We start from the raw sequence: 22,481 nt of genomic DNA, 5'->3' as shown, positions 1-22,481 counted from the left end.
CTGAGTTAGAGACCGGCTCTGATTTTCGGTCTTTAACTCGGCGACCCAAGACGACTATGAGCACCCCAAAACGCATCGAACATTTCCTGGAACGCACCATGTACGCCAGCCGCTGGATCATGGCGCCGATTTATTTCGGTATGACGCTGATTCTGGCCGTGTTGGCCGTCAAGTTCTTTCAGGAGCTTTGGCATTTCATCCCGCACGTCATGGACTTGCCGGATACCGAAATCATCCTGAAATTGTTGACCTTCATCGACCTGGCCTTGGTCGGCAGCCTGACCGTGATCGTGATGTTCAGCGGCTATGAAAACTTCGTGTCGCGGATGGACATCGAGTCCGACACCGAAAAGCTGGAGTGGCTGGGCACCCACGACTACGGCTCTTTAAAAACCAAGGTCACCTCGTCCATCGTGGCGATTTCGTCGATTCATCTGCTGAAAATTTTCATGAATCTGCACGCCACCGAAACCGACAAATTGCAGTGGTACGTGATTATCCACCTGACGCTGGTGGTGTCGGCCTTCTTCATGGGCTACCTGGACAAGATTTCCAAGCACTGATGGCGGAATTGATTTTGTACGGCAGCGACGGCTGTCATTTGTGCGAGGACGCTGAAGCGCTGTTGGCTCGGGCCGGCGCGCACTTCGTAAAACAAGAGATACTAAACGACGACGCGGTCTATCAACATTATGCGCTTCGGATTCCGGTACTGCGCGACCCGGCCGACGGTACGGAACTGAACTGGCCGTTCGACGCAGAGCAGGTCGCCGCGTTCTTGGCCGAACGCTAACCGCCTCCGCGACCCCGCTTATGCGCCGCCGGCCGCCCGGCGAGCTTCGGCTTTAAACAACTGCTCGAATTCGTACTCGCAACCGCCACAACCGGATGCGGCGCCGGTGATACGAGACACTCGCTCGGGATCGCTTATGCCTTCGGCGATCAGTTGTTCGATCTGGCGGCGAGTGGTACCGCTACAAAAACAAAGGACGTCGTCCTGGTCTAGGCTCATGCTGAATGTTCCGAGGCTATGATGTTGATATATCGGCAAGCGAGGTTTGTTGGCCGTCAAGCGCGACCGCCTCCTATATTACCGAATCGCGGCTACCGCCGCTGTGAGGTTTTGGGGTGTTTGCAAAAGTTGGTGGGGAGTTTTGCTCGCTCTCTCGGCCAAAAGCGGACGGCCCTTTAATTTTTGATGTCCGGTTAAGTGCTTTTATCAGATGTAGGGCGGGCAAATTTGCCCACCATTGCAACCCACGTGGGCACAAAAACCGTGCCCACCGGGCTTAGCGATAGCGAAGTCAGCTGGAGCTTTGAGTTGGACGAAGCCGCTAACGCGGAGAATATCCTGGGCGGAACCCCGCGTAGGGCGCATTAGCGGTAGCGTAATGCGCCGAATGGTTTAAGGCCAACATGCGGCGCAATACGGCTACGCCTATTGACGCCCTACGATTGCACCTTACGGCCTTTTCACCGACATAGTAACGCGCCATGCCCGGCACACACGTAGAAGTGAGCGGCCTGCGCGGCTTTTCGCGCAGGTCCGCTCGAATGATGGGTTGGTCGGCTGGTTATATGCCCTCGTGGGTGGGCGGTGGCCCGGACTCAATCGCCGTTTTGTTGAACACAACTAGATTGGTATCCGGTATTACTGCGTCGACGGGCGCACGAACCGATGAATAGACGATCCCATCAAAGCCCGCCGACGCGGCCGCGATTGCTAGTTGCTGAGTATGCCGCTTACTCTCATCTCGATTCGCGACGACGGTCCAGATCGCCTCCCCTGCATCGGCGCTCACGAAGCTAAAGAACAAGGAACGATTCGAAGAAAGGTCAAGCACCACAGCATGTAACGCTAAATGGAAGTTGAGCGGGTAGCCATGCCAGCCGGGGGTAGGATTGCCACCTCCGTACTGCAGAAAGTCTTCGAGGGACAGTTCTGGATTCTCGGAGAACTGCTCAATCGTTTCGCAGCAGTTGATTGCGAAGTCATTCGAGAAATACGCAACGTTGGCTTCTGCGCCTAAGGAAAAACGCGAGTGTGGGCTAGGATAAAAAAGTTCCCGTTCGTAAGGAATCTCCGGAGCTCCCTTTCTTGGTACTTGAATCCTGCGACCATCATTAGAGCCGTTCACTCGATAGTATTTGTTATGCCACCAGATCAACTCGCGCCATCGGCCGTCCGAAGCTGAAGATAGGACAAGCCTTGTCCAGTCCTTCTGACGTATTCCGTTCAACGCTGTCGCAATCGTAGCTTCGACACTTCCGATCATTTCTGTCACACTGCAACCCAACACTGAGCTAAGGGGCGCGCAGCGAAGCGGAGCGTCCCTTTGAGCGCCGTGTTATGCGTACCCACGACAGGCTTTCCAGAAAGTATAATCAGACACAGTTGGTCTTTGCCCCCAGCCAGAGTTGTCTAAAAACCTAGAGAATTTAAATGGTGTTATCGACGGCAGTGGATCAACTTTTGCGGCCTCGACTACTTGCCGAAGCATACGAAAGGAACCATCGTCGTCCGGGGCGCCCCAAAAGTTTCCCCATAGGATTTCCACAACACCAGACACAATATCGCGGAAACTCTGTTCGGAAACTCCTTTTGCTTCGAGATTAGAGAGAACTTCCTTGTGAATTTCATCACCAAGCCCGTAATTCACCAAATGGGGTCGTGAGTTTTCCCAAGGGTTGAATTCGTCCGGCCCATTTATCGCTGGCCATTGCCATAGGTACTCTACGAACTGCTCAATCTCAGTATGTACGATACCTTTCTGTACACAGAAACGTTCGAAGATCATTAGCGCAAGGAGAAGACGCGCTGTCAGCGACAAACTGCGGCACTCCTCTAAGAAATCTTCTTGTCTATTAGTACGCATAACGTGGAGCTAAGGGGCGCGTAGCGAAGCGGAGCGTCCCTTTGAGCGCAGGGTTATGCATTTGTTTTCTTCGCACGATTTGCTGACACTTCAAGTTCAAGAATTTGGGTAATATTCCCTCGGCCGACGATACGTGCGCCTTCTCTAATTTCAAACTTCATGTTGGGATAAAGTTTCCCCCAATGTTCTGCAGGGCTGAGGAAACCCAAATAGGCCCTGACGGTATCACCAGGATTGACTTGATTGACATCAGGGTAAACATGCCTAGCATCCCAATCGTGCCCCTCATAATAAAACTGAGGTCGATAGTCGTTAAAGGCGGGAGTACTTCGCCCTCCTTCTTCGGGCTTAAGGAAGTAAATTTCGACCTCAATATCGTGCGGGATTCTCATCGCGTATCAGATGCATAACAAGGAATTAAATAGTTTCCGTATATCTACAGAAAAACGATCTTCGGCACGATAATTTATTGATTAGAATACGATCTTCCTTTCTATATATCATTCGACGATGAAATAATGACTAGCAACGACCAAACTGCCGTCATTGAATCAGATCAACCGATAGTCCGCAACGGATCGCAAGCCACCCGCTAAAATTCCGTACCGCAGTGTGCTGAATCATAGCGCATCGAAAAATATCCGCGTGAGCACACTAGCGGCCTTACCGTGCTGTATCCGGTGTATAGGTTACCTTATCCAACGCTCAAGCAGCGTGCGCATCGGCTATGGCATTAGCCGCTCAGGTTACGTTAGCTACCTGGTCAACGAATCCGCGCGCGTTTCAAAGCGGCTGGCGGTAACCCGGCCGGGAAGGCCGTCCCGGAACGGTTTTTACGCGTGTTTCCAACGTTGGGGGAAAACCGCTGTAGGCCACGGCTGGCAAGGCTTCCGGCGATTCGGGTTTCACGGAGCAGTAGAAACACGACACGGAAGGTTGGAAGGACGTCACGGAACGTTGGAAGGACGTCACGGAAGCCTGGAAGCACGTCGCGGAACGTTGGAAGGACGTCACTGAAGCTTGGAAACACGACACGGAAAGGCCGATGACCTCGGGCCGGCCTTGCCGGGGGGCGAGATTGGCGTAGGCGGGGCGAGTATTTCGCGGTCCGATGGGTTGCCGGCGGCCGGTTCGGGCTAAACCGGCTCGGCAGAAAGGGCAGGAAAATTGAAATTCGGCGGTTTTCAGTTCAAGCCGACTTTGCAAATCGCCGCTTTTACCGCGTGATCCTAAAAAGGGTAGTTTGCGTGTATTGCGGGCCGTTCGTGCTGAGTCCTTCGGCTGCGCTCATGAGAGCCCTGTCGAAGCATGATGTACGGCTCGCAATACACTCGCCAAACGGGTGAATGAAAAATCCCGCACGCCGTTCGACAAACTCAGGACGAACGGGATTTTTCATCGCCAAACTGCACTTTTTAGGGTGATGGATCGAGGTCGCCCGCGCCGGCTTATAAAAACAAGCCGTCGATCGGCGACGAGGCCGAGGCGAAACGCTTGCGCGGCATGCGGCCGGCCAAGAAGGCTTCGCGGCCGGCCTCGATGCCTTTTTTCATCGCCGAGGCCATCAGCACCGGGTTTTTCGCGGCGGCGATCGCGGTGTTCATTAATACGCCGTCGCAACCCAATTCCATCGCGATGGCCGCATCGGAAGCGGTGCCGACGCCGGCATCGACCAAAATTGGCACCTTGGCGTTTTCAACGATGGTCAGGATATTGTAGGGATTGCGGATGCCCAGGCCGGAACCGATCGGCGCGGCCAACGGCATTACCGCGACGCAGCCGATGTCTTCCAGGCGCTTGGCGGCAATCGGATCGTCGTTGGTATACACCATCACGTCGAAGCCGTCCTTGACCAGCAATTCGGCGGCGACGAAGGTTTCGGCGACATCGGGAAACAAGGTCAGTTGATCGGCCAGCACTTCCAGCTTGACCAACTTATGACCGCCCAACAGCTCGCGGGCCAGACGGCAGGTGCGTACCGCGTCGTCGGCGGTATAGCAGCCGGCGGTGTTGGGTAATATCGTGTATTTGTCCGGCGAAATCACGTCCAGCAGATTCGGTTCGCCGGGGTTTTGGCCGATGTTGGTACGGCGAATCGCCACGGTGACGATTTCGGCGCCACTGGCCGCAATCGCATCGCGGGTTTCGTCCAGATCCCGGTATTTGCCGGTGCCGACCAACAGCCTGGAGCGGTATTGCTTGCCGGCCAGCGTGAAATAATCGTCCTGGCCGCCGCCAATGGCGTGGACGATTTCCAGGCGGTCGCCGTCCTTCAAAGCATGTTGGCCGTGCTGGGTAAACGGCAGGATTTCCAGATTCAATTCGACGGCAATGCGTTTGCCGGTCAGGCCCAAATCGGCGATGACGTCGGCGACCGAGGTATTGTCGGCCACTTCGCGGCTGTCGCCGTTGACTTGTATTTTCATGCGTTAAACCTTCGATGTAGTCGCGGCGCGGCGGCGTTCGACGGCGCCGGCCAGATCGTTAAGTAATTTGACGGTATCGTCCCAACCCAGGCAGGGGTCGGTAATGCTTTGGCCGAACACCAGCGCCTTGCCGTCTTCGACATCCTGACGGCCTTCGACCAGATGGCTTTCCGCCATGATGCCGACGATGCGGCGATCGCCCTGGCGGATTTGGCCGGCCACGTCCTGCGCCACCAACATTTGCCGTTCGTATTTCTTCTGGCAGTTGGCGTGGCTGAAATCGATCATGATATTGGGGCGCAGGCCGGCGTCTTCCAGACCTTCGGCGACTTGCTGGACGCTAACTTCGTCGTAGTTGGGACGATTATTGCCGCCGCGCAGGATGATGTGGGCGTCTTCGTTGCCGCGGGTCGAAAAAATCGCCGAACGGCCTTCCTTGGTCAGCGACAGGAAGTGGTGCGGACTCATGGCCGCGTTGATCGCGTCGATGGCGATTTTGACGCCGCCGTCGGTGGCGTTCTTGAAGCCGACCGGACAAGACAATCCGGAAGCCAGCTCCCGGTGTACCTGACTTTCGGTGGTGCGGGCGCCGATCGCGCCCCAGGAGATAAGGTCGGACACGTACTGCGGCGTAATCAAGTCCAGGTATTCGGTCGCGGCCGGCACGCCCAGATTGTTGACGTCGGACAACACTTTGCGCGCCATCCGCAAGCCTTTGTTGATGTTGAAGCTGCTGTTCAAATCCGGGTCGTTGATCAAACCCTTCCAGCCCACCGTGGTACGCGGCTTTTCGAAGTAGACCCGCATCACGATCACCAGGTCTCGCTCCAGGCGCTCGATTTCCAGTTTCAGACGCCGGGCGTATTCCACCGCCGCTTCCGGATCGTGTATCGAACAAGGGCCGATGACGACCAACAGCCGGTCGTCGTTGCCGTACAAAATGTCGTGAATCGCCGCGCGAGTCTTCAGAATATTGGCGGCGGCGAATTCGGTCATCGGGATCTCTTCATGAACCTGAATCGGCGCTACGACATCCTTGGTGTCGCAAATTCTTAAATCGTCGGTGTTATAGTGAGTAGGCATAAGCGTGGCCGAAGGCTCGATGAATGAACGAAAACCGCTATTTTAACCTTTGCGCCGCCTGTGATACAAAGTAATGCTAAGCCTGTAACGGAAATCGACCTGACCATGGAAAATCGTATCGTTAAGCGCTGCATGACCGTCTGCCTGGCGCAATCGTTCCGTTTTGCCGATCTGCGCGAAAAACTGCTCGACACCCGGCGCACTCAAGTATTTCGGAACGCGCTGATCGTGGATTACAAAACCGGTTGCGCGGTGGTATTTTCCTACGGCGTCGTGGTTTACTGGAACGTCGCTCTGGACGAGCGCCACGGCTTGCAGGAGTTGTTGCTCGAATATGCGACGACGCCGGCCGACGAACCGCCGGAAGACAATTTCAGCTACGAAACCGACTGTGAGCAGGATCGTTTTCAACACGATCATATCGAATTGCAATCCGGCGACTTCCTGGTCTTGTTGGCCTTGTCGCACGCGATGGCCCAGTCGATCAAACTGGCGGCCTTCGAAGGCCACGCCATCGACACAATCCGCGCGACCGCTCACCTGCCCCGATCGCTGGCTCGCGAAGGCAAAATCAAGCTCAATCGCCAGGCGATGGCAATGATCCGCGGCCAGTTGTTCCTAACCAAGAGCGACATCATCCTGAACTACGATTTGCTCGATACCCCGGAATTCTTCTGGGAACACCCTGAATATCAGAGCATGTATTCGATGGCCGCCAATTATCTGGAAATCGCGCCGCGCACCGAGGTGCTGTCGAAAAAACTGGAAACGATACACGAACTGCTGGAGATGCTGGCCGACGAACAAAAGCACCAGCATTCCTCGGCGCTGGAATGGATCATCATCTGGCTGATCGCGGTCGAGATTGTGATGTCGATCGTGGACAGGCTGCTTTAAACGAGGATTTCCCGGCCTCCCCACTCGGAACGCTCGCCGCCGCCGGGTAAAGCGGGCCGCATCCAGCACTGAACTATCTCTCACTATTCGACTAAAGCGCTACGCTCGTCTCCTGACTAGCGCACCAACATTCGGCTGCGTTTTCTCAAGTCCTCGCTCTTGCTGCCATTAATTGGCTTGAGTTTTTTGGGGCGGCAAACACCGCGCGGTAACGGCCCCGTTAAACCGAGATTGCCTTGGATTGATATTGGTAACGATAGATCGCCGGCACAATTTGCCGATTGCCGACCAAGCGATTTTAATAAAATTCTAATAGAGTTTTAAGCTTGAATTTATTCTACCGGCTTACTGTGCCAAGCCTGAACCAGAATTAATTAAATGGGATAATGGGGCGGAGTATTTTCGAAGTTATTCGACACCGAACCACTCAAATTAAAATTCCGCGCCTTTCAATTCCCGGCAAAGCCCAATTCGTGCCGAGCCACCAATCCGCCGCCAGCCAATTAGAAATAACCAATATAAATCAGCTATATAGAGTTTTTAGCCAGCACAAGCATTCAAGCCAACCCTGTCAATAGGAAAAAATCCCGGTTTTAATTTGGATTTAATCCCGCATTAACAAAACATTCATTCCAGCTCGATATTCTGAATATGCCCGATCGTTTTCCGATATCGGCGCATTCACGCCTAAACACTAGGTTTGTTTTCTCACAAATTCGAAGGGACTCGACGTCATCAGTTATCGAAACGAATTTCGATATTCATTTCTCGCGATTTTCCGCTGATTTCGTTATTGCCTTTTCGACCGTTAAACCATTAGAAGGAGGCCATTCAATGACCACTGACAACCCGCTTTGTCGTAATTCAAAGCTCAGCCGAAATCGGCGAACGACGCCGATCACCGCCCTGCTGTTTGGGGCCGGACTGTTGGCCGCGCAAACCACGTCGGCGCAAACCGGCGCCGGCGCCGAGTGGACCACCGCCGGCGGCACGCCGGAAGGCATACGCTATAGCGAGCTGACCGACATTACCCCTGCCAACGCCCCGAAATTAAAAGAAGAATTTGCCTTTAAAACCGGCACTCACGGCAGCCACATGGGCGAACCATTGGTGGTCGGTAAAACGCTGTACGTCGTCACACCGTTTCCCAACAAATTGATCGCGTACGATCTCACCACCGGCAAACCCAAATGGGCCTACGCCCCAAACATCAGCGAATACGCCAAGGGCGCCAATTGCTGCGGCGGCATCAATCGCGGCGCGGCCTATGCCGACGGTAAAATCGTCTTCAACCTGCTCGATAACACCACCGTGGCGGTCGACGCGATCACCGGCAAGGAAGTCTGGCGCAATCGTTTGGCCGATCCGCATACCGGCGTGACGATGACCGTCGCGCCCATCATTGCCAAAGGCAAGGTGATTACGGCGTCTTCCAGCGGCGAGATGGGCGTGCGCGGCTGGATTCAGGCGCTCGATCTGAAAACCGGCAAAGCCTTATGGCGCGCCTATAACACGGGTCCCGACAAGGACGTGCTGATCGGCCAAAACTTCCGCGACAATTCGGTCTATTACAAGGGTCAAGTCGACCAGGGCGCGACCAGTTGGCCCAACCAGCGCGCCTATCTATTGGGCGGTAGCGCCGCCTGGGGTTATTTGACCTACGATCCCGAGCTGGACTTGCTGTTCTACGGCACCAGCCAGCCGGGCGTGTGGAACGCCGATATGCGCTGCGACCAAACCGCGTATGCCAAGGACCCGCAAAAGTGCGCCAATAAATGGGGCGCATCGGTTTTCGCCAGAAAACCGGATACCGGCGAAGCGGTCTGGGCCTACCAGTTTACCCCACACGACAGTTGGGACTACGACGCCGCCAGCGAGGCCATCGCGGTCAATCAAACCGTCACGGTCGGCGGCGTTCGCCATGAAAAATTGCTGGTGCATTTCAACAAGAACGGTTTTGCCTACACCTTTGACCGGGCCACCGGCGAAGTGCTGCTGGCGCCGCAATTCGTGGATGAAGTCAACTGGGCCAACGAAGTGGATACCGCGACAGGCCTGCCGGACGTCAACGAAGATATGCGCGTCCACCAAGGCGTGCTGACCGAGAAGATCTGTCCGTCGGTGCTCGGCGGCAAGGGTTGGGAACCGGCTTCGTTTTCGCCGAAAACCGGATTGTTCTACGCGCCGACCTTCAATCTGTGCAGCAATTTAGAGGCATTGAAGGCCGAATTCATCTCCGGCGCGCCTTATATGGGGACCGATTACAGCATCGGGCCGGCGTCGGACACCAGTTACGCCAGCGAGCTGATCGCCTGGGACGCCACCAAGGGCGAGAAGCTTTGGGGCGTCAAGGAGCAAGCCTGGATCTACGCGGGGACATTGACGACGGCCGGCGGCGTGGTGTTTTACTCGACCAAGGCGCCCGCGTTGAAAGCCGTCGACGCCAAGACCGGCGCACCGTTGTTTAACACCGCGCTGCAATGCAATACGGTCGGCAACCCGATCAGTTTTGCCGGCGCGGACGGCAAGCAACGTATCGCGGTATTCAGCGACGACAAGTGCGCGGCCAACTCCGGCGGCGAACACCCCACCGGTAACGGCGGTTGGGTTCACGTTTACAAACTGCCCTGATGTCCTTCATCGGTACGGAGAAAGCTGCCATGCACCCACCTTCCAGTCGCAATGCCGCGATCGCTTTGTTGACGGCGCTATTCAGTCTAGCCGCGCCAGCCTCGGCCGAAACCGAGCTGCGGGTGTGCGCGGACCCGGACAATCTGCCGTTTTCCAATCGCAATCAAGAGGGATTCGAAAACAAGATCGCCGCGTTGTTAGCCGACGATCTGCCGGCCAAGCTGAGCTTTTACTGGCAAAAGCAACGCCAGGGTTTCATACGGGAAACCTTGGGTGCCGGTCATTGCGATGTCGTGATGGGCGTGCCCCACGGTTACGAACGGGTGCGCGCCACCCCGCCGTATTATCGTTCGGGCTACGCCTTCGTGACGCCTGCCGGCCGGCATTTGGACATCTCGTCGTTCGACGATCCGCGCTTGCGCGATCTGAAAATCGGTCTGCATGCGATCGGCAACGACGGTGCCAATTCGCCGCCGGCGCACGCGCTGGCTAGCCGAGGCATCGTCGAAAACATCGTCGGCTATTCGATGTGGGGCGAGGAGAGCCAGGCAAACCCGCAGGGCGAAATCGTGAGCGCCGTCGCCAACGGCGAGATCGATCTGGCCGTGGTTTGGGGGCCGATTGCCGGTTATTTCGCCAAGCCTTACGGCAACGCAATCCAGGTCGCGCCGGTACCGGCCGATTCCGCTAGTCCGGAAATGCCGTTTGCGTTCGACATCGCGCTGGGAGTCCGCAAAGACGACCAGGCCCTGGCCGATCGTTTAGCGGCCAGCCTGACCAGAAAGCGGCCGGAGATCCAAGCGATTCTGGCGGCTTACCGCGTACCGATCATCCAACCTATCGTCGGCTCAACGCCATCCGCGACGGATAGCGTGGCCGCTAACCATTGATATAAGAGGTAAATCAATCATGCGAGTTTTACAGACACTCAGTTGCGCCGCCTTGGGCTTGATGCTCATCGTCGGCGGCATCGGCGCCGCGCGAGCGGATCGACCCAAGACGGGCGGCAGCTATTCGGAAACGGCTTCCAGCCGGACCGGCACCGGTGGCGGAACCACCGTGGCGGCCGATCCGAAATTGACCACCCCGCCGCAATGCGTCACGCCGACTCAGGACGCCGCCGGCGAAGGTCGTCGGGCCTTCATGCGGATGAATTGCTACAGCTGCCACGGCATGGGCGGTCACGGCGGCGCGATGGGCCCGAGCTTGGTCGGGGAAGCCGACGAAACCGCCGAGGCGGTAACGCAAGGCGAAGGCGAGGGCATGCCGTCGTTCAAAAACAACTTGTGCCCCAACGATCTCGCCAACCTGACGGCCTATCTACGCTTATTGGGAACCGGATCGGAGCCAACCTTCGTCAATTGGTGGGAAGCGCATCCCAGCCGATAGACGAACGCCGAACCGACCAAATCGGCCGGTTCGGCGTCGCATCGAGTATTTAACAAGCAAACTCATTAGGAGATCATCGACATGAAATGGGAAACCCCACGTTATCAAGACTTGCGCTTCGGCTTCGAAGTCACGATGTACATTTACAACCGTTAGACGCTTTCTAAGCGAGCCCGAGCTGTCGGCCCACAACCGGCGGCTCGACTTTTCGAATCCCGCCAACCGAATTTTGGGGCGGCCACGATACCCAAAACCGGTTTCCGGCCAAACCGGCGTTATACCGAACTCGGCCGGCCTTGCCCGCCGCCGCGATTCCCCGACGGATCGGGCAGTTATTGTCCGTTTAATTTCTGCATACCTGTCCAGTTTCTACACTATTTCGCCGAGCCGATTCGCTACAAATGGCGACCCATTTTGCCGGGCGAAATTTTTGTTGCCAACGCCAAGCCTTGCAGCTCGCGGCGCGGCAGGCTCGTTAGGCAAAACAGGCACGGCATTTGCCTTGGGCTGAGGCAAATCTGACTTTTGCTTAGGGACCTACATGGATTTTCCAATATTTCATATCGACTTCATCGGAAACCGCCTGCTGATCGCGGTCGATGCGATTCTGCACGTACTGATTAATCATGCCTTCGCGATCGGCGCCCTGCCTATCGTGGTTCTGCTGGAATACACCGGTATTCGTCACGGCGATCCGCGCTGGGACACGTTGGCCTACCGCTTGTTGAAAGTGGTGTTCATCGTGACAACCACGGTCGGCGCGTTGACCGGCGTCGGCATCTGGTTTTCGGCGGCCTTGGTCAATCCGGCGGCCATCGGTAGTTTGATTCGGGTGTTTTTCTGGGGCTGGTTCGTCGAATGGATCGTATTCGTTAGCGAAGTCTCGCTGATCATGCTGTATTTCCTGAGCTGGCCGAACTCGACCGAATCGGCGCTAGCCAAACGCCGCCATATGCGCTTTGGCGTGATGTTGGCGGCGTTTTCGTGGATTACGATGGCCATCATCGTCGCGATACTCGGATTCATGATGGACCCCGGCGACTGGCACGAACGGCAGTCCTTGTGGGCCGGCCTGTTCAATCCGATGTACTTGCCGCAATTGGCCTTTAGAACCTCGTTGGCCATGGTCATGGGCGGCATGACGATGATGGCGTTCGGCTATTGGTTTACCGACCACGACACGGCTTTTCGAGAGGGCTTGGCGCGCACGATATGCGTTTGGACCGCATTGTGGACCGGTCTGCTGGCGATAGCCGCATGGTGGTATTCCAGCGTGGTGCCGGCGCACATGCTGGCCAATATCCCGGTCGCGATCACCACCCAGGCCTATACCGACTGGCTCGCCAATTTCAAATGGGTGCTGATCGCCGGCCTGCTGTTCGTCGGCTGGGTGCTGGCGGATAGCCTGCGCCGTCCCGGCCGTTTGCACGGCGGTCAGTATGTGGCGGCGGCGCTGGTGTTGTGCGTGATGCTGGGACAGTTCGAGCGGGTCCGCGAGTTCATCCGCAAGCCTTTCATCATCGGTAACTACATGTACGCCAACGGCATACGGGTCGCCGATTACCCCTTGCTGCGGCGCGACGGCATTCTGAAGCACGCGGTTTACGCCGGCGTGCGCGACATACGCTCCGACAACCAAACCATCGCCGGCCGCGAAGTGTTTCAACTGACTTGTACCCGCTGCCACACCGTCAAGGGTGTCAACGGCATCCGCGCCCAGTTGGTCAGGATGTACGGCGACCAGCGCTGGAACGCCGACGTGATAGCGGCCTATCTGGAAAACATGCACGGCGCCCGCTATTTCATGCCGCCGTTCCCAGGCAACCAAGAAGAACTGACCGCGCTGGCGGTTTATTTGGCTTCGCTGCAAAACCGCGCCCAGTCGTATGAAGGCGTTCAGGTCACCGGCATTCCCAAGCCCGATCACGTGGCCGCTTCGACGCACTACGGCAGCATCCCCGATCTTACTCATCCATAATCAGGAAACCCGACATGAATGTTCCAGTACCTCGCGACATCCCGCTTCCGCTGCCGGCGCCGGAGGGATTGCTCGAAGTCTTGTTGATCGTCTCGTTCATCGTGCATATTGTGTTCGTGCATATGATGCTGGGTGGATCGCTGTTTAGCCTGTTCTGCCAGATCAAGGGCCTGAAGCAGATCGAATACGAGCGATTGGCCTATAAAATCGCCCAGGCGGTCACCGTCAACAAAAGTCTGGCGGTGGTGATGGGCGTCGCTCCGCTGTTGATCATCAACACGCTGTACGCGCCGCAGTTTTACGCGTCCAGCGCCTTGATCGGCGGCGCCTGGATGGCCGTAATCCCACTGGTGGCGGTCGCTTTTCTGCTGGCCTACGCGCATAAGTTTTGGTGGGATCGCTTCGTCAACATTCCGGAATTGCATATCGGCATCGCCGCGCTGGAATCGGCACTGTTCCTGTTTATTCCGCTGATCTACATGACCAACGTCAATCTGATGTTGTTTCCGGAATATTGGCCGGAGGTGAAAGGCTTTTTCTCGGCAGTGTTGTTGCCGAACGTGTTGCAGCGTTACTTGCACTTCGTTTCGGCGGCGATTTTATTCAGCGCGCTGTTTTTCGCGTGGTGGAGCGGCCGGCCGGCATTTCAAGCCGAGGTCAAACTCAGCCAACCGTTGCTGCAATCGGTACGCCGCTTTTTCTACGCCTTTGCGTTTGGCGCGACCATCTTTCAGATATTGTCAGGGTTGGTGGTCTTCGTCAGTCTGCCGGCCCAGGGCATGAGCTGGGGCGTCACCTTGTTGTTGTTCGCCGGCGGCGGTTTCGGTGTTCCGGCGCTGTACTGGATGTGGGGCAATCTGGTGAACCCAGACAACTCGCTGGACAGGCATTTCAGCAGAATCATAGTTCTGTTCGCCTGCACGATCTTGGCAATGGCCGTGGCCCGCCACCAGTATCGAGAACACGCGTTGAAAGACCATAAAGCCGCGATCGCCCAGAAAACCGCCAACTATCTGGCTGCGGCGGCCGACGCCAGGCAAGAGGCGGAATCGGCCGCATTGGTGCAACAAAGCGAACCGGTCGATCTCGGCGAACAAGCGTTTCAGCGCAATTGCGCGGCTTGCCACCATATTAATCTGCCGACGGTCGGCCCGGACATGGGGGAAATCCGCCGAATTTACGCCGGAGACGCCAAGGGCCTGATCCGCTGGACCCAAAATCCCGGCAAGAAGCGCGAGAACAGCATGCAAATGCCCGGTTTTCCGCATCTGAGCGAAACCGAACTGCAGGCCATCGCCGACTACATGTTGCGCTAAGTTTTAACCTCTCACGAGACAAACCGTCATGACGAAAATCACTCATCTTTGCGTCGGGGAAGCCTTAGTCGGCGACGGCAACGAGATTGCTCATATCGACCTGATCCTGGGGCCGCGCGGCTCCGCCGCCGAAACCGCGTTCGCACTGGCATTGACCAACAACAAGGAGGGCTTTTCGACGCTGTTGGCCGTCGTCGCGCCGAATTTGATGGTCAAGCCGGCCACGATCCTGTTCAACAAAGTCACGATCAAGGGCGCCAGGCAGGCCGTGCAAATGTTCGGTCCTGCCCAGCGCGGCGTGGCAATGGCCGTGGCCGATTCGGTTGAAAACGGCACGATCCCACTCGAGCAGGCCGACGATTTGTTCATCTCGGTCGGCGTGTTCATCCATTGGGCCGCAGAGGACGACAACAAAATCGAACGCTACAACTACCAAGCAACCAAATTGGCTATCGAACGGGCGGTTTCCCACCGACCCGGCGCGGCCGAAGTGATTGGGGCCAAGGCCGGTGCCAAGCACCCCTATGCCGCGAAATGAGTCTGCCGGCGCCGGCGGGTCCGGCATCGGCAACGGGCAAGGATGCACACACGAGAGATCCCGGATGGATTTATCCAGCGTTCGCCGAGGCAAACGCATTGACTGAAAAGGAGTTATCCAATGACGCAATTGACGACTGTATCGCAATCCCAAAATATTCAGGCAGCCAAGAAAAACAAACGGCAAGCCAAACCGGAATCCGATTTTATCGAGCTGTTTCCGCTGCCAAAATATTTTCAGACCCACTTCCAGCACATACACGAAAACAACCAATCCCTGCATCAGGAAATTCGCGCGCTGAACCGGCATTTGGCGCGACTGGAAGCCAAAATGGATCTGGCCTTGCAAACCGGCTGGGAAACGCGTTGCGAAAACTGTCCCAAGCGTAATTAAAGCGAGACCATAGCGCGGGGCGCGGGGTTTTACCCAAAGCCGCCGGCGCCTTCGGTCCTCTTCCCGAATAGATGCGTCCGCCGGCTTGTCGGCGGGCACGGGATTTTGCACGTCCGTGTAAACCGCCAGCCTAAGCCCACGGGCACTCCTGAACGGAATCGGTTCGGTTTCCACGACGCGCTTGATTGCGGGCGTGCCAGTTCAAGGCAAGCCTCTTCGAGCGCTGACAGGCTATCGAGACGACTCAGGCGGTCGCGCGTCGGCCGGGCTATCGATGGTGCCGCTCAGCGTGTTCAGAAAGGCGGCCAGTTGGCGTATTTCGGCAGGCTTCAGATGCAAGCGTTTGATTTCGCTGCGCCCCGCCGGGGCGGCGGGCGCCCGGTTATAGTGGCCGATCACCGCTTCCAGGCTGGCGAATTGTCCGGCATGCATATAGGGCGGACGCTGCGCGACGTTGCGCAAACTGGGCGGCTTATAGGCCCGCAACAGGCGTCGCTCACCCTTGTTGATGAAGTTCAACTCCCGGCATTGTTCCGGACTGGCATCGCTGTAACCGCCGAGGCAATTGAATTCGTCGGCGACGACCTGTTCCGCGCCGGCCAGGCGCCCCAAATCCTTGGGCAAACCGGGGCGGGCCGGCACGCCGGTATTGTGAAAATCCAAATCGGTGAACAATGGCCCGCGATGACATTCGGCACAATGGGCCTTGCCGATGAACAGTTTCAGTCCGGCGATCTCTTCCGAGCTCAACGAGTTTTCCGGCGTGGCCGGAGCCTGTTCCCCCAAGGCCCGCACATAGGCGTCGAACCGGCTTTCGTTCCACGCGATGCGCCGCTCGAAAGCCGCGATGGCTTTGCCGACATTAGCAAAAACCCGATTGACTGCGTCGCGCGCCGAATCGTCAAGCCCGATCCAAGCACGCCGAGCTCGCTTGTCGCCCAGCGGACCGGCGTTATCCGGCAGCGCCGACAGATCGGGCGGCTCTCCGAACACAGCGCGATATTCGCACCGGTAATGCGCCAACACCCATTTGGCGCAACCGCCGCGGGTCAGATTGTGTTCGTTGGGGTTTTCCAGCGGACCGAGCGCCTGCGCCCATTGGCTGTCCTTGCGACCGTCCCAAAACAGCCACGGGCTGTAAGCCATGCCCGCTAGCGGCATCGCGCGACGGTTGGTTCGGCCGACGCCTTTCGCCAGGTCTCGCCCGTCCTGGAAATCCCGGTCCGGATCGTGACAACTGGCGCAAGCGACTTTGCCGTTCGAACTGAGCCCTTGGTCGAAAAACCAGCGCCGCCCCAACACCGCGGCCGCCGGGTCGTCGGCGAAGCGGTTGGACGGATCGGCCGGCAACGGCGGCAGACTGGACAGCGCTAGCGAGCGCAGCGTGGTCAGTTCGCTATCGGACCATAGTCCGGAATCGATCGCCCCAGCATTGGTCGCGCTCAACACCAGGAGCAGAGTCCAACCGCCCGCCAAGCGCTTGGCCGAACAAGTCTGCCGTTGCCGGGTAAGCGGTTCGTTTCTAGGAATGTCTACGGCACCGGGCTTATCGTCCCGGCCGATCGCTGGGGCGAGCTCGGGTTTGAACGGGGCGCTCATTTGACCGGGACCTCGAAGATCACCCAGTCGCGCCGGTTCTTACGCCAAAAATCGAAGCGTACCCACCAAACGCCGCTCATTTGAAATTTCATGCCGGCGATTCGGTAGTCGCCGTTGCCGAGGTACGCAGTCGCCCTGGGTTGAGTCGGCAGGCCGTGCGCATGTCCCGGCATGTGGGCGGAAACGGTGATGATCAGGTTATCCGCCGGACGTCGGTCAGCGGTCTCCACATGCAATAGCCACTCGTGTATCAAATCGGTTGTCAGTTCCGGGGCCAAGCTTTGCCAACTCACCCGGTACAGGCCTTTGTCGCTGATGTGGGCGTCGGTCGCCGAAGAGGGGGAAATGCTTAGGGCCAAGACCATGCCCAACGCGATACGCAGGTATCTCAAGTTATCCATTAGTGGCGCAAGTGTTCGAATTGCAGGCAGATGAACAATGTCTATGTTCGATTTCTAAACAATGGCACTCGTCCAACGCGCTCGATCCGGCGGTTTCCGCGAGTGTCCGGACTACTTAGAAATTTCCGTGCCAGCTTGCAATCAAACGGATTTTGTCACTGCTCAGCGATCTGCCCCCTCTTTGAAAATGAGGGATAGCGGATTATTTAAATATATTCCCCTCACTCTCTCGTTTTAAAAGGCGAAACTTGGATTAAGGCCACGTGTTATCCAGGCTAAATCATTACATCTAAACCTTAATTAAGCTTTGCGCGGTAAATTCTTGCAAACGTTGCCAGCGAATTTGTAAGTCATCTATTTCCAATAAAGATTGCTTCAAATGCGATGGCAGAGGTGCGTACATGGCAAAATAATTCATCGCTAGTTCCGGGTGGTCGTAAAGTTCCACCTCGGAACAGCTGACAACGCCACTTTGGATCAAACTTTTCAAAACGGCCGCCCAAATAGGTAGAACTTCCCCGTTGCAAACGTTTACTTCCTCTAAATTGCCCGTTTTGGCAAGCCACAGTCCATCGGCTTGTTGATGAATTTCATCCAGACTTTGGCGTTGCTCGCCCCGTAAAGAGATAGACAGCAAGCCATTGGGCATTTGGCCAAAGTCGATGATTTTAGCGCTGGTACCGATTGAATAAAAAATTGACTCGTTCTTTGCGGGTGAATCGGCATTAACAAGCACTTCCTGTTTTTCAAAACCCTCGCGCAGCAAGCATACGGTAAAACTCGATCCACTTCGTAAACAAGCAGATATCATCTTGATATAGCGCTGTTCGAATATTTGCAGTTGTAAAGTGCATTTTGGGAATAAGGGGATATTCAGGGGAAATAGGGCTTGGTCGCCGGTTTGCAGTGATTGCATGTTATCAATCCTAATGGTTGGTTATCGCTATTCAGTTCGTGTGCTAAGCCATTAAAAATAGCGAAAACTATTTTTAGCGATTTTGATAAAACTAAGGTGATCGTCGCCCTTGAATTGATTACGTTAATCTTCCGCGCGTCCCAAATATCCCATTCCACACAACTGAACGGAATCAGTCGCGGTTTACAAGTGGATTAGAGGACTTCTCAGACAGCACAATACGCCTTCGGCGCCGGCATGCCCGGAAGCGGACTCGAACTTCGGAATGCTTGGCCGGTTTACCGGTCCAGCCATTCGGCGAACTTTCCAAAAATAAAATGGCTGCCGCGCATCGAAAGATGATCGTCGTCGTAAAAGTAAGACATATCCTCGTGCATGCCGCCGCAAGAAATATCGTTGCACAAATATTGATAGGCCGAGAATACCTTAACCTGATGCTGGGTTGAGTTAACGATGGAATCCACCGCCTTCCGATAATTGGCATTACGTTTGTCGAACGACGTTCTGGATACGCTGCATTCCGGGCGATCTTTCGAGCTGATATGAAACGGCCGCTCGTCAACGCAATTTTTGGCCTTGACGCCAATTTCCGGCACGTCTTCGATAAACACCACTTCTTTTCCGAGTTTTAGGATCGGATTAATCGAATCCAAATAACCGTCGATAAACTTGTGATAATTTTCCACCAATACATCGTCGGGACCGTTGATAATCCGATAAACATTTTTGGTTTCGGTATTGCCGTAACCGGAGCCTTCGATATACATCGCGCCTCGGGTAGCAAACGCAATCCGCTGTATCGACGGAAAATCCCGCAACAGTTTCAGCACGATGGGCATGATGACCTTGCAACGCGTCGACTTTTCCTCGTACTGCTCGGTCGGATTGATCGTAACCAAATCGATAAACGGCAGACAGCCGTTCACCGCCACCAGCGCCAGATCGTCGGCGCCATGAGAAATGGAATCGTAGACAAACTGCGCGGCGTGGCTGTCGCCTACCACCAAGGTTTTCGGCGTGGCGCTGGTAAATCGACAGATCAAGTAATTGTAACTGGCTCCCAATTCGGCGCGGCATCGATCGTCTACCCAATCTTCCGGCGTATTGAACAGCACGGTACCGTTCACATCGGCGAACATCTGGGTTTTACTGAGCGCGTCGGCATCCCGAAACTCCAGGCCGTTTTTCAGATATAACTGGTAGCCGACGTTTCCGATACCCAGCATCAGCAGCAATAAGGTCAAGGTCTTGGCGCCGCTGTGCTTACCCAAGCGTATCGGTTTCTCGACCAAGGCATACGTCAACCACGCCAACACCACCGTCAACAGCACCGCGGCGATTCGGATATTGGCACTGGGCTCGTCGGTTTGAATGATGTGAGCGAAGGACAGCAGCGGCCAATGCCACAGGTATAGCGGAAAGCTGATGAGACCGACCCAAACCGCTAGCCGGTTGGATAACAACTTCCGATTGACCCAAGCATTCGGTCCGGCCGAAATGATCAATACCGCGCCGAGCATCGGCAATATCGCCCATTTGCCGGGAAAGTCGGAGTCCTTGTCGATGACGCTGAACCCGTAAATCAACAGCGCGATACCGAGGAAAGACAACACGTTCGCCAGGGTTCTGCCATCCACCGGCTGGCCCTCCCGATAGACGACGGCCACCAGCCAACCGTCCAGCCTGTGTCGAACCGATGCGAAGGCGTGCTTGCGGTACAAGGCCATCCACGCCAACAAACTGCCGCACTGCAGTTCCCAAAACCGAGTTTGCGGCGAGTAAAACGTGGCGACCGAATCGTTCAATACGCCGCGAACATTCAAATAAAACGAGGCAATGGCGACGATCGCCGTCACCGTAAACAAATTGAAATTTTTCCGCCACGCCAGCCACAGCAACAACGGCCAGACAATATAAAACTGTTCCTCGATACCTAAGCTCCACAAATGCAGCAAGGGCTTGGTTTCGGCGGAGCTGTCGAAATAACCGGCCTCATTCCACAACACCAGATTCGACACGAAGCCGGCACCGGCGGCGATATGCTTGCCCAACTGTTTGTACTCGTCGGCAAACAGCGCGAACCAGCCGAACGTAAAGCTTGCCGCCAATACCAGAATCAACGCCGGAAAAATACGTTTGATCCGGCGAATGTAAAACTCGCTGAAACTGAACGTACCCTTTTCCAGGTTCTGAAAAACGATCGTGGAAATTAAATAGCCGGAAATCACAAAAAAGATATCGACGCCGATGAAGCCGCCTTTTAAACCGTTCGGAAAGGCATGGAACGCAACGACCGACAGCACGGCGATGGCTCGCAAGCCATCGATATCGGGGCGATATTTCGGATGAGACAGACTAGGGTTTAAAACGTGGGACTGGGTAAAGGTCATGAAGCTCCCGGCACGCTAAAGTGGCATAAGTTCGACTTCTTGCCCGCACTATAGGTGACTGATGGAGTAAAGCAGAACGCATGTGTGGCGAGTCGCTGAATCTGGCGCCATCGCGGTTCGCCCGGAATCAAGACAACAGAATGACAACTCTGGCGGCGATCATATTGCTTCACGGCGCCGTCGTCAATCGGCCGCCCCGGCCCCGATAAGCCTTGGATTTAGGACAGTCGCGGCTATCGAAACCGGTTGATACCTCACGTCGGCGCGTGAACCCGGTATTGCCCGCGTCCGTTACGACTTACGCGGGCTTCGGCCTTTCAAACTGCGTCGTTATCGCGCAGCCCAATTCTTAACCTCATTTCGCACCGAAAATTTATCCGATTGAACTTCTTACGCGCCAGTTCGCATTAACACATGTTAGCGAGACCGAACGGCGCGGAAGGGATTTCCAATCTAACCGGCCCCGATCGGATCGCCGAGCTGGGAAACGAATGACCTTTAACCCTGAAAAAGAAAGATCGAATATGAAAATCGTGAATTTGGCTGTACTAATGGTTTTACTGGCGGCTACGAACGCAACCTGGGCTGCCGGCGGCGGTAACGGCGGTGGTGGAAATGGCGGGAACGGAGGCGGAGGTAACAGCGGCACCGTGGACGACAATCCCTCCGCTTCGGACCTTTACGTGCTGCAATACGGCGCGGAAAAGCAAAACGATGCCGACACACCGGAAATCACCGAAACCGAACTGGAGACGATAAAAGTCACTCCGCCGCCGGTGCAGACTCCGCTTGATACCGTGACCGGCAATCAATTGTTGAATGCCTGGCGGGTGCCCAACAGCGGCATCGTCGCGCAAAACGTGAGTTACATCGGCAAGGGCGACCAGGCGCGGGTCTATGCCGCCAGCGAATTCAGCAGCGTGGTGAACGCCGACGGCATCGTCCTGACCACCGGCATGGCTAACTTTGCCCATTCCAACACGTCCAGCGGGGCAACCGGCGTGACCGGAACCGGCGCGAGCTACGAAGTTTCCAAGCTCAGCAAGCAAATGACCTACGACGCCAATTCGCTGAAGTTCGACTTTACCCTGGATCCGTCAGCGTCGAGCGCCAACGGCATCACGACCCAGTTCGTGTTTGCCTCCGAGGAATACCCGGAATGGACCGGCATTTTCCGCGACGGCTTTGCGTTGGTCGTGGACGGCGTCAATTACGCACACTTCGATGCCTCGAACTTCGTGGTGCTGGACAATTGCAGCAGCAATGGCGTTTATCCGTGCACCGACACCGTACAAAACGACAACGGCTTTCTGACGCCCAACGCCGGCGCCAGCTCGGTTCCGTTCGAGTTCGACGGTTATACGGCGGTTTTGACCGTCAATGCCTTACTGAACCCAGCCCTGGCCAATCATAGTCTGGAAGCCGTCATTGCCGATTCCAACGATCCGCTTTGGGATAGCGCGGTGTTCCTATCCGGCCTGCGCTCCGCCACGGTGCCCGGCGTATTCCAAGCCAACGTGCCGACCGCCGTGCCGCTGCCGGCATCGTTGGGGTTGTTCGTATCGGGATTAGCGCTGGTGGGCGGATTGCGACGTAGACGCTAGGGAAGGCTTGAGCGTGGCCGGCGAACCAAACGGCCCGGATTCAA

General features: G+C 56.1%; 22 protein-coding genes. 12 read left to right on the top strand and 10 right to left on the bottom strand.

Annotated elements, in window-relative coordinates:
• Positions 1-56 precede the first annotated feature (56 nt).
• On the top strand, positions 57-563 hold the full coding sequence (locus ACQE3E_RS01150) for a TIGR00645 family protein (RefSeq protein WP_197471737.1): 507 nt from the start codon (positions 57-59) through the stop codon (positions 561-563).
• Complete coding sequence (locus ACQE3E_RS01145; RefSeq protein ID WP_427501153.1) at positions 563-793, top strand: glutaredoxin family protein; 231 nt, start codon at positions 563-565, stop codon at positions 791-793. Before ACQE3E_RS01150 ends, ACQE3E_RS01145 begins: the two co-directional genes overlap by 1 nt.
• An 18-nt stretch (positions 794-811) precedes the next feature.
• Here ACQE3E_RS01145 and ACQE3E_RS01140 read toward each other — a convergent pair whose 3' ends face one another.
• From ACQE3E_RS01140 to aroG, 6 genes are all read right to left on the bottom strand, one after another.
• Positions 812-1,012, bottom strand: coding sequence for a (2Fe-2S)-binding protein (locus ACQE3E_RS01140; protein WP_427501152.1), 201 nt, complete (start codon positions 1,010-1,012; stop codon positions 812-814).
• A 562-nt stretch (positions 1,013-1,574) separates the two neighbouring features.
• Entirely contained in the window at positions 1,575-2,276 is a 702-nt protein-coding gene (locus ACQE3E_RS01135) for an RES family NAD+ phosphorylase (protein WP_064026321.1), read from the bottom strand.
• Between the two features lie 72 nt (positions 2,277-2,348).
• Positions 2,349-2,831, bottom strand: a complete 483-nt coding sequence (locus tag ACQE3E_RS01130; RefSeq protein ID WP_157197778.1) for a hypothetical protein — start codon at positions 2,829-2,831, stop codon at positions 2,349-2,351.
• A gap of 98 nt (positions 2,832-2,929) precedes the next feature.
• Positions 2,930-3,268 (bottom strand): elongation factor Tu, encoded by a 339-nt coding sequence (locus ACQE3E_RS01125; RefSeq protein WP_083386009.1) that lies wholly within the window; start codon positions 3,266-3,268, stop codon positions 2,930-2,932.
• A 1,056-nt stretch (positions 3,269-4,324) separates the two neighbouring features.
• The gene (thiS, locus tag ACQE3E_RS01120) at positions 4,325-5,302 is read right to left on the bottom strand and encodes a sulfur carrier protein ThiS (protein ID WP_064026327.1); all 978 of its coding nucleotides are present in this window, start codon (positions 5,300-5,302) and stop codon (positions 4,325-4,327) included.
• A 3-nt stretch (positions 5,303-5,305) separates the two neighbouring features.
• On the bottom strand, positions 5,306-6,385 hold the full coding sequence (aroG, locus tag ACQE3E_RS01115) for a 3-deoxy-7-phosphoheptulonate synthase AroG (protein ID WP_064026329.1): 1,080 nt from the start codon (positions 6,383-6,385) through the stop codon (positions 5,306-5,308).
• A 105-nt stretch (positions 6,386-6,490) separates the two neighbouring features.
• Between aroG and ACQE3E_RS01110 the strand changes: the two genes are divergently transcribed.
• The 9 genes from ACQE3E_RS01110 (at position 6,491) to ACQE3E_RS01070 (ending at position 15,527) form a co-directional block, all read left to right on the top strand.
• Complete coding sequence (locus tag ACQE3E_RS01110; RefSeq protein WP_168030200.1) at positions 6,491-7,282, top strand: RMD1 family protein; 792 nt, start codon at positions 6,491-6,493, stop codon at positions 7,280-7,282.
• An 834-nt stretch (positions 7,283-8,116) separates the two neighbouring features.
• Positions 8,117-9,913 (top strand): PQQ-dependent dehydrogenase, methanol/ethanol family, encoded by a 1,797-nt coding sequence (locus tag ACQE3E_RS01105; protein ID WP_427501151.1) that lies wholly within the window; start codon positions 8,117-8,119, stop codon positions 9,911-9,913.
• A 29-nt stretch (positions 9,914-9,942) separates the two neighbouring features.
• Positions 9,943-10,803, top strand: a complete 861-nt coding sequence (locus ACQE3E_RS01100; protein ID WP_427501150.1) for a substrate-binding domain-containing protein — start codon at positions 9,943-9,945, stop codon at positions 10,801-10,803.
• Positions 10,804-10,822: 19 nt separating this feature from the next.
• Complete coding sequence (locus ACQE3E_RS01095; protein ID WP_082885405.1) at positions 10,823-11,302, top strand: c-type cytochrome; 480 nt, start codon at positions 10,823-10,825, stop codon at positions 11,300-11,302.
• 81 nt (positions 11,303-11,383) lie between these two features.
• Positions 11,384-11,458: a pyrroloquinoline quinone precursor peptide PqqA gene (gene pqqA / locus ACQE3E_RS01090; RefSeq protein ID WP_082885416.1), complete on the top strand. Its 75-nt coding sequence runs from the start codon at positions 11,384-11,386 to the stop codon at positions 11,456-11,458.
• 385 nt (positions 11,459-11,843) lie between these two features.
• Positions 11,844-13,280: a c-type cytochrome gene (locus ACQE3E_RS01085; RefSeq protein ID WP_427501149.1), complete on the top strand. Its 1,437-nt coding sequence runs from the start codon at positions 11,844-11,846 to the stop codon at positions 13,278-13,280.
• A gap of 14 nt (positions 13,281-13,294) precedes the next feature.
• On the top strand, positions 13,295-14,596 hold the full coding sequence (locus ACQE3E_RS01080; RefSeq protein ID WP_426991598.1) for a c-type cytochrome: 1,302 nt from the start codon (positions 13,295-13,297) through the stop codon (positions 14,594-14,596).
• 28 nt (positions 14,597-14,624) lie between these two features.
• Positions 14,625-15,134, top strand: a complete 510-nt coding sequence (gene fae / locus ACQE3E_RS01075) for a formaldehyde-activating enzyme (RefSeq protein ID WP_426991600.1) — start codon at positions 14,625-14,627, stop codon at positions 15,132-15,134.
• A gap of 120 nt (positions 15,135-15,254) precedes the next feature.
• Positions 15,255-15,527 (top strand): hypothetical protein, encoded by a 273-nt coding sequence (locus ACQE3E_RS01070; protein ID WP_313729315.1) that lies wholly within the window; start codon positions 15,255-15,257, stop codon positions 15,525-15,527.
• A gap of 231 nt (positions 15,528-15,758) precedes the next feature.
• On the opposite strand, the gene ACQE3E_RS01065 is transcribed toward ACQE3E_RS01070, so the two are convergent.
• From ACQE3E_RS01065 to ACQE3E_RS01050, 4 genes are all read right to left on the bottom strand, one after another.
• Complete coding sequence (locus ACQE3E_RS01065) at positions 15,759-17,126, bottom strand: cytochrome-c peroxidase (RefSeq protein WP_427501148.1); 1,368 nt, start codon at positions 17,124-17,126, stop codon at positions 15,759-15,761.
• Positions 17,123-17,527 carry a FixH family protein gene (locus ACQE3E_RS01060; protein WP_427501147.1) on the bottom strand — a complete coding sequence of 135 codons (405 nt, stop codon included), beginning with the start codon at positions 17,525-17,527 and terminating at the stop codon, positions 17,123-17,125. Before ACQE3E_RS01060 ends, ACQE3E_RS01065 begins: the two co-directional genes overlap by 4 nt.
• Before the next feature lie 289 nt (positions 17,528-17,816).
• The gene (locus ACQE3E_RS01055) at positions 17,817-18,443 is read right to left on the bottom strand and encodes an LON peptidase substrate-binding domain-containing protein (protein ID WP_313729318.1); all 627 of its coding nucleotides are present in this window, start codon (positions 18,441-18,443) and stop codon (positions 17,817-17,819) included.
• Between the two features lie 278 nt (positions 18,444-18,721).
• Positions 18,722-20,833, bottom strand: coding sequence for an acyltransferase family protein (locus ACQE3E_RS01050; protein ID WP_313729319.1), 2,112 nt, complete (start codon positions 20,831-20,833; stop codon positions 18,722-18,724).
• A gap of 524 nt (positions 20,834-21,357) precedes the next feature.
• On the opposite strand from ACQE3E_RS01050, the gene ACQE3E_RS01045 reads away from it, so the two are divergent.
• A complete protein-coding gene (locus ACQE3E_RS01045) occupies positions 21,358-22,437 on the top strand; it encodes a choice-of-anchor L domain-containing protein (RefSeq protein WP_064026352.1) in 1,080 nt (359 codons plus the stop codon).
• Positions 22,438-22,481: the final 44 nt, after the last annotated feature.

Origin of the sequence: Methylomonas sp. MED-D (assembly GCF_050276835.1) — a bacterium.
In the GTDB taxonomy this organism is placed as follows: Bacteria; Pseudomonadota; Gammaproteobacteria; order Methylococcales; family Methylomonadaceae; genus Methylomonas; species Methylomonas koyamae_A.
Note: the sequence above shows the minus strand (reverse complement) of the source record. Positions and strands in the feature narration are given on the sequence as shown.

Excerpts from the sequence above, each read along its gene's own strand:
- ACQE3E_RS01135 (WP_064026321.1), bottom strand. The coding sequence starts at position 2,276 with ATGATCGGAAGTGTCGAAGCTACGATTGCGACAGCGTTGAACGGAATA.
- ACQE3E_RS01055 (WP_313729318.1), bottom strand. The coding sequence starts at position 18,443 with ATGCAATCACTGCAAACCGGCGACCAAGCCCTATTTCCCCTGAATATC.
- ACQE3E_RS01085 (WP_427501149.1), top strand. The coding sequence starts at position 11,844 with ATGGATTTTCCAATATTTCATATCGACTTCATCGGAAACCGCCTGCTG.
- aroG (WP_064026329.1), bottom strand. The coding sequence starts at position 6,385 with ATGCCTACTCACTATAACACCGACGATTTAAGAATTTGCGACACCAAG.
- ACQE3E_RS01105 (WP_427501151.1), top strand. The coding sequence starts at position 8,117 with ATGACCACTGACAACCCGCTTTGTCGTAATTCAAAGCTCAGCCGAAAT.
- ACQE3E_RS01145 (WP_427501153.1), top strand. The coding sequence starts at position 563 with ATGGCGGAATTGATTTTGTACGGCAGCGACGGCTGTCATTTGTGCGAG.
- ACQE3E_RS01125 (WP_083386009.1), bottom strand. The coding sequence starts at position 3,268 with ATGAGAATCCCGCACGATATTGAGGTCGAAATTTACTTCCTTAAGCCC.
- fae (WP_426991600.1), top strand. The coding sequence starts at position 14,625 with ATGACGAAAATCACTCATCTTTGCGTCGGGGAAGCCTTAGTCGGCGAC.
- ACQE3E_RS01140 (WP_427501152.1), bottom strand. The coding sequence starts at position 1,012 with ATGAGCCTAGACCAGGACGACGTCCTTTGTTTTTGTAGCGGTACCACT.
- ACQE3E_RS01050 (WP_313729319.1), bottom strand. The coding sequence starts at position 20,833 with ATGACCTTTACCCAGTCCCACGTTTTAAACCCTAGTCTGTCTCATCCG.
- thiS (WP_064026327.1), bottom strand. The coding sequence starts at position 5,302 with ATGAAAATACAAGTCAACGGCGACAGCCGCGAAGTGGCCGACAATACC.
- ACQE3E_RS01100 (WP_427501150.1), top strand. The coding sequence starts at position 9,943 with ATGCACCCACCTTCCAGTCGCAATGCCGCGATCGCTTTGTTGACGGCG.
- ACQE3E_RS01150 (WP_197471737.1), top strand. The coding sequence starts at position 57 with ATGAGCACCCCAAAACGCATCGAACATTTCCTGGAACGCACCATGTAC.
- ACQE3E_RS01070 (WP_313729315.1), top strand. The coding sequence starts at position 15,255 with ATGACGCAATTGACGACTGTATCGCAATCCCAAAATATTCAGGCAGCC.
- ACQE3E_RS01060 (WP_427501147.1), bottom strand. The coding sequence starts at position 17,527 with ATGGATAACTTGAGATACCTGCGTATCGCGTTGGGCATGGTCTTGGCC.
- ACQE3E_RS01110 (WP_168030200.1), top strand. The coding sequence starts at position 6,491 with ATGGAAAATCGTATCGTTAAGCGCTGCATGACCGTCTGCCTGGCGCAA.
- ACQE3E_RS01045 (WP_064026352.1), top strand. The coding sequence starts at position 21,358 with ATGAAAATCGTGAATTTGGCTGTACTAATGGTTTTACTGGCGGCTACG.
- ACQE3E_RS01095 (WP_082885405.1), top strand. The coding sequence starts at position 10,823 with ATGCGAGTTTTACAGACACTCAGTTGCGCCGCCTTGGGCTTGATGCTC.
- ACQE3E_RS01065 (WP_427501148.1), bottom strand. The coding sequence starts at position 17,126 with ATGAGCGCCCCGTTCAAACCCGAGCTCGCCCCAGCGATCGGCCGGGAC.
- ACQE3E_RS01080 (WP_426991598.1), top strand. The coding sequence starts at position 13,295 with ATGAATGTTCCAGTACCTCGCGACATCCCGCTTCCGCTGCCGGCGCCG.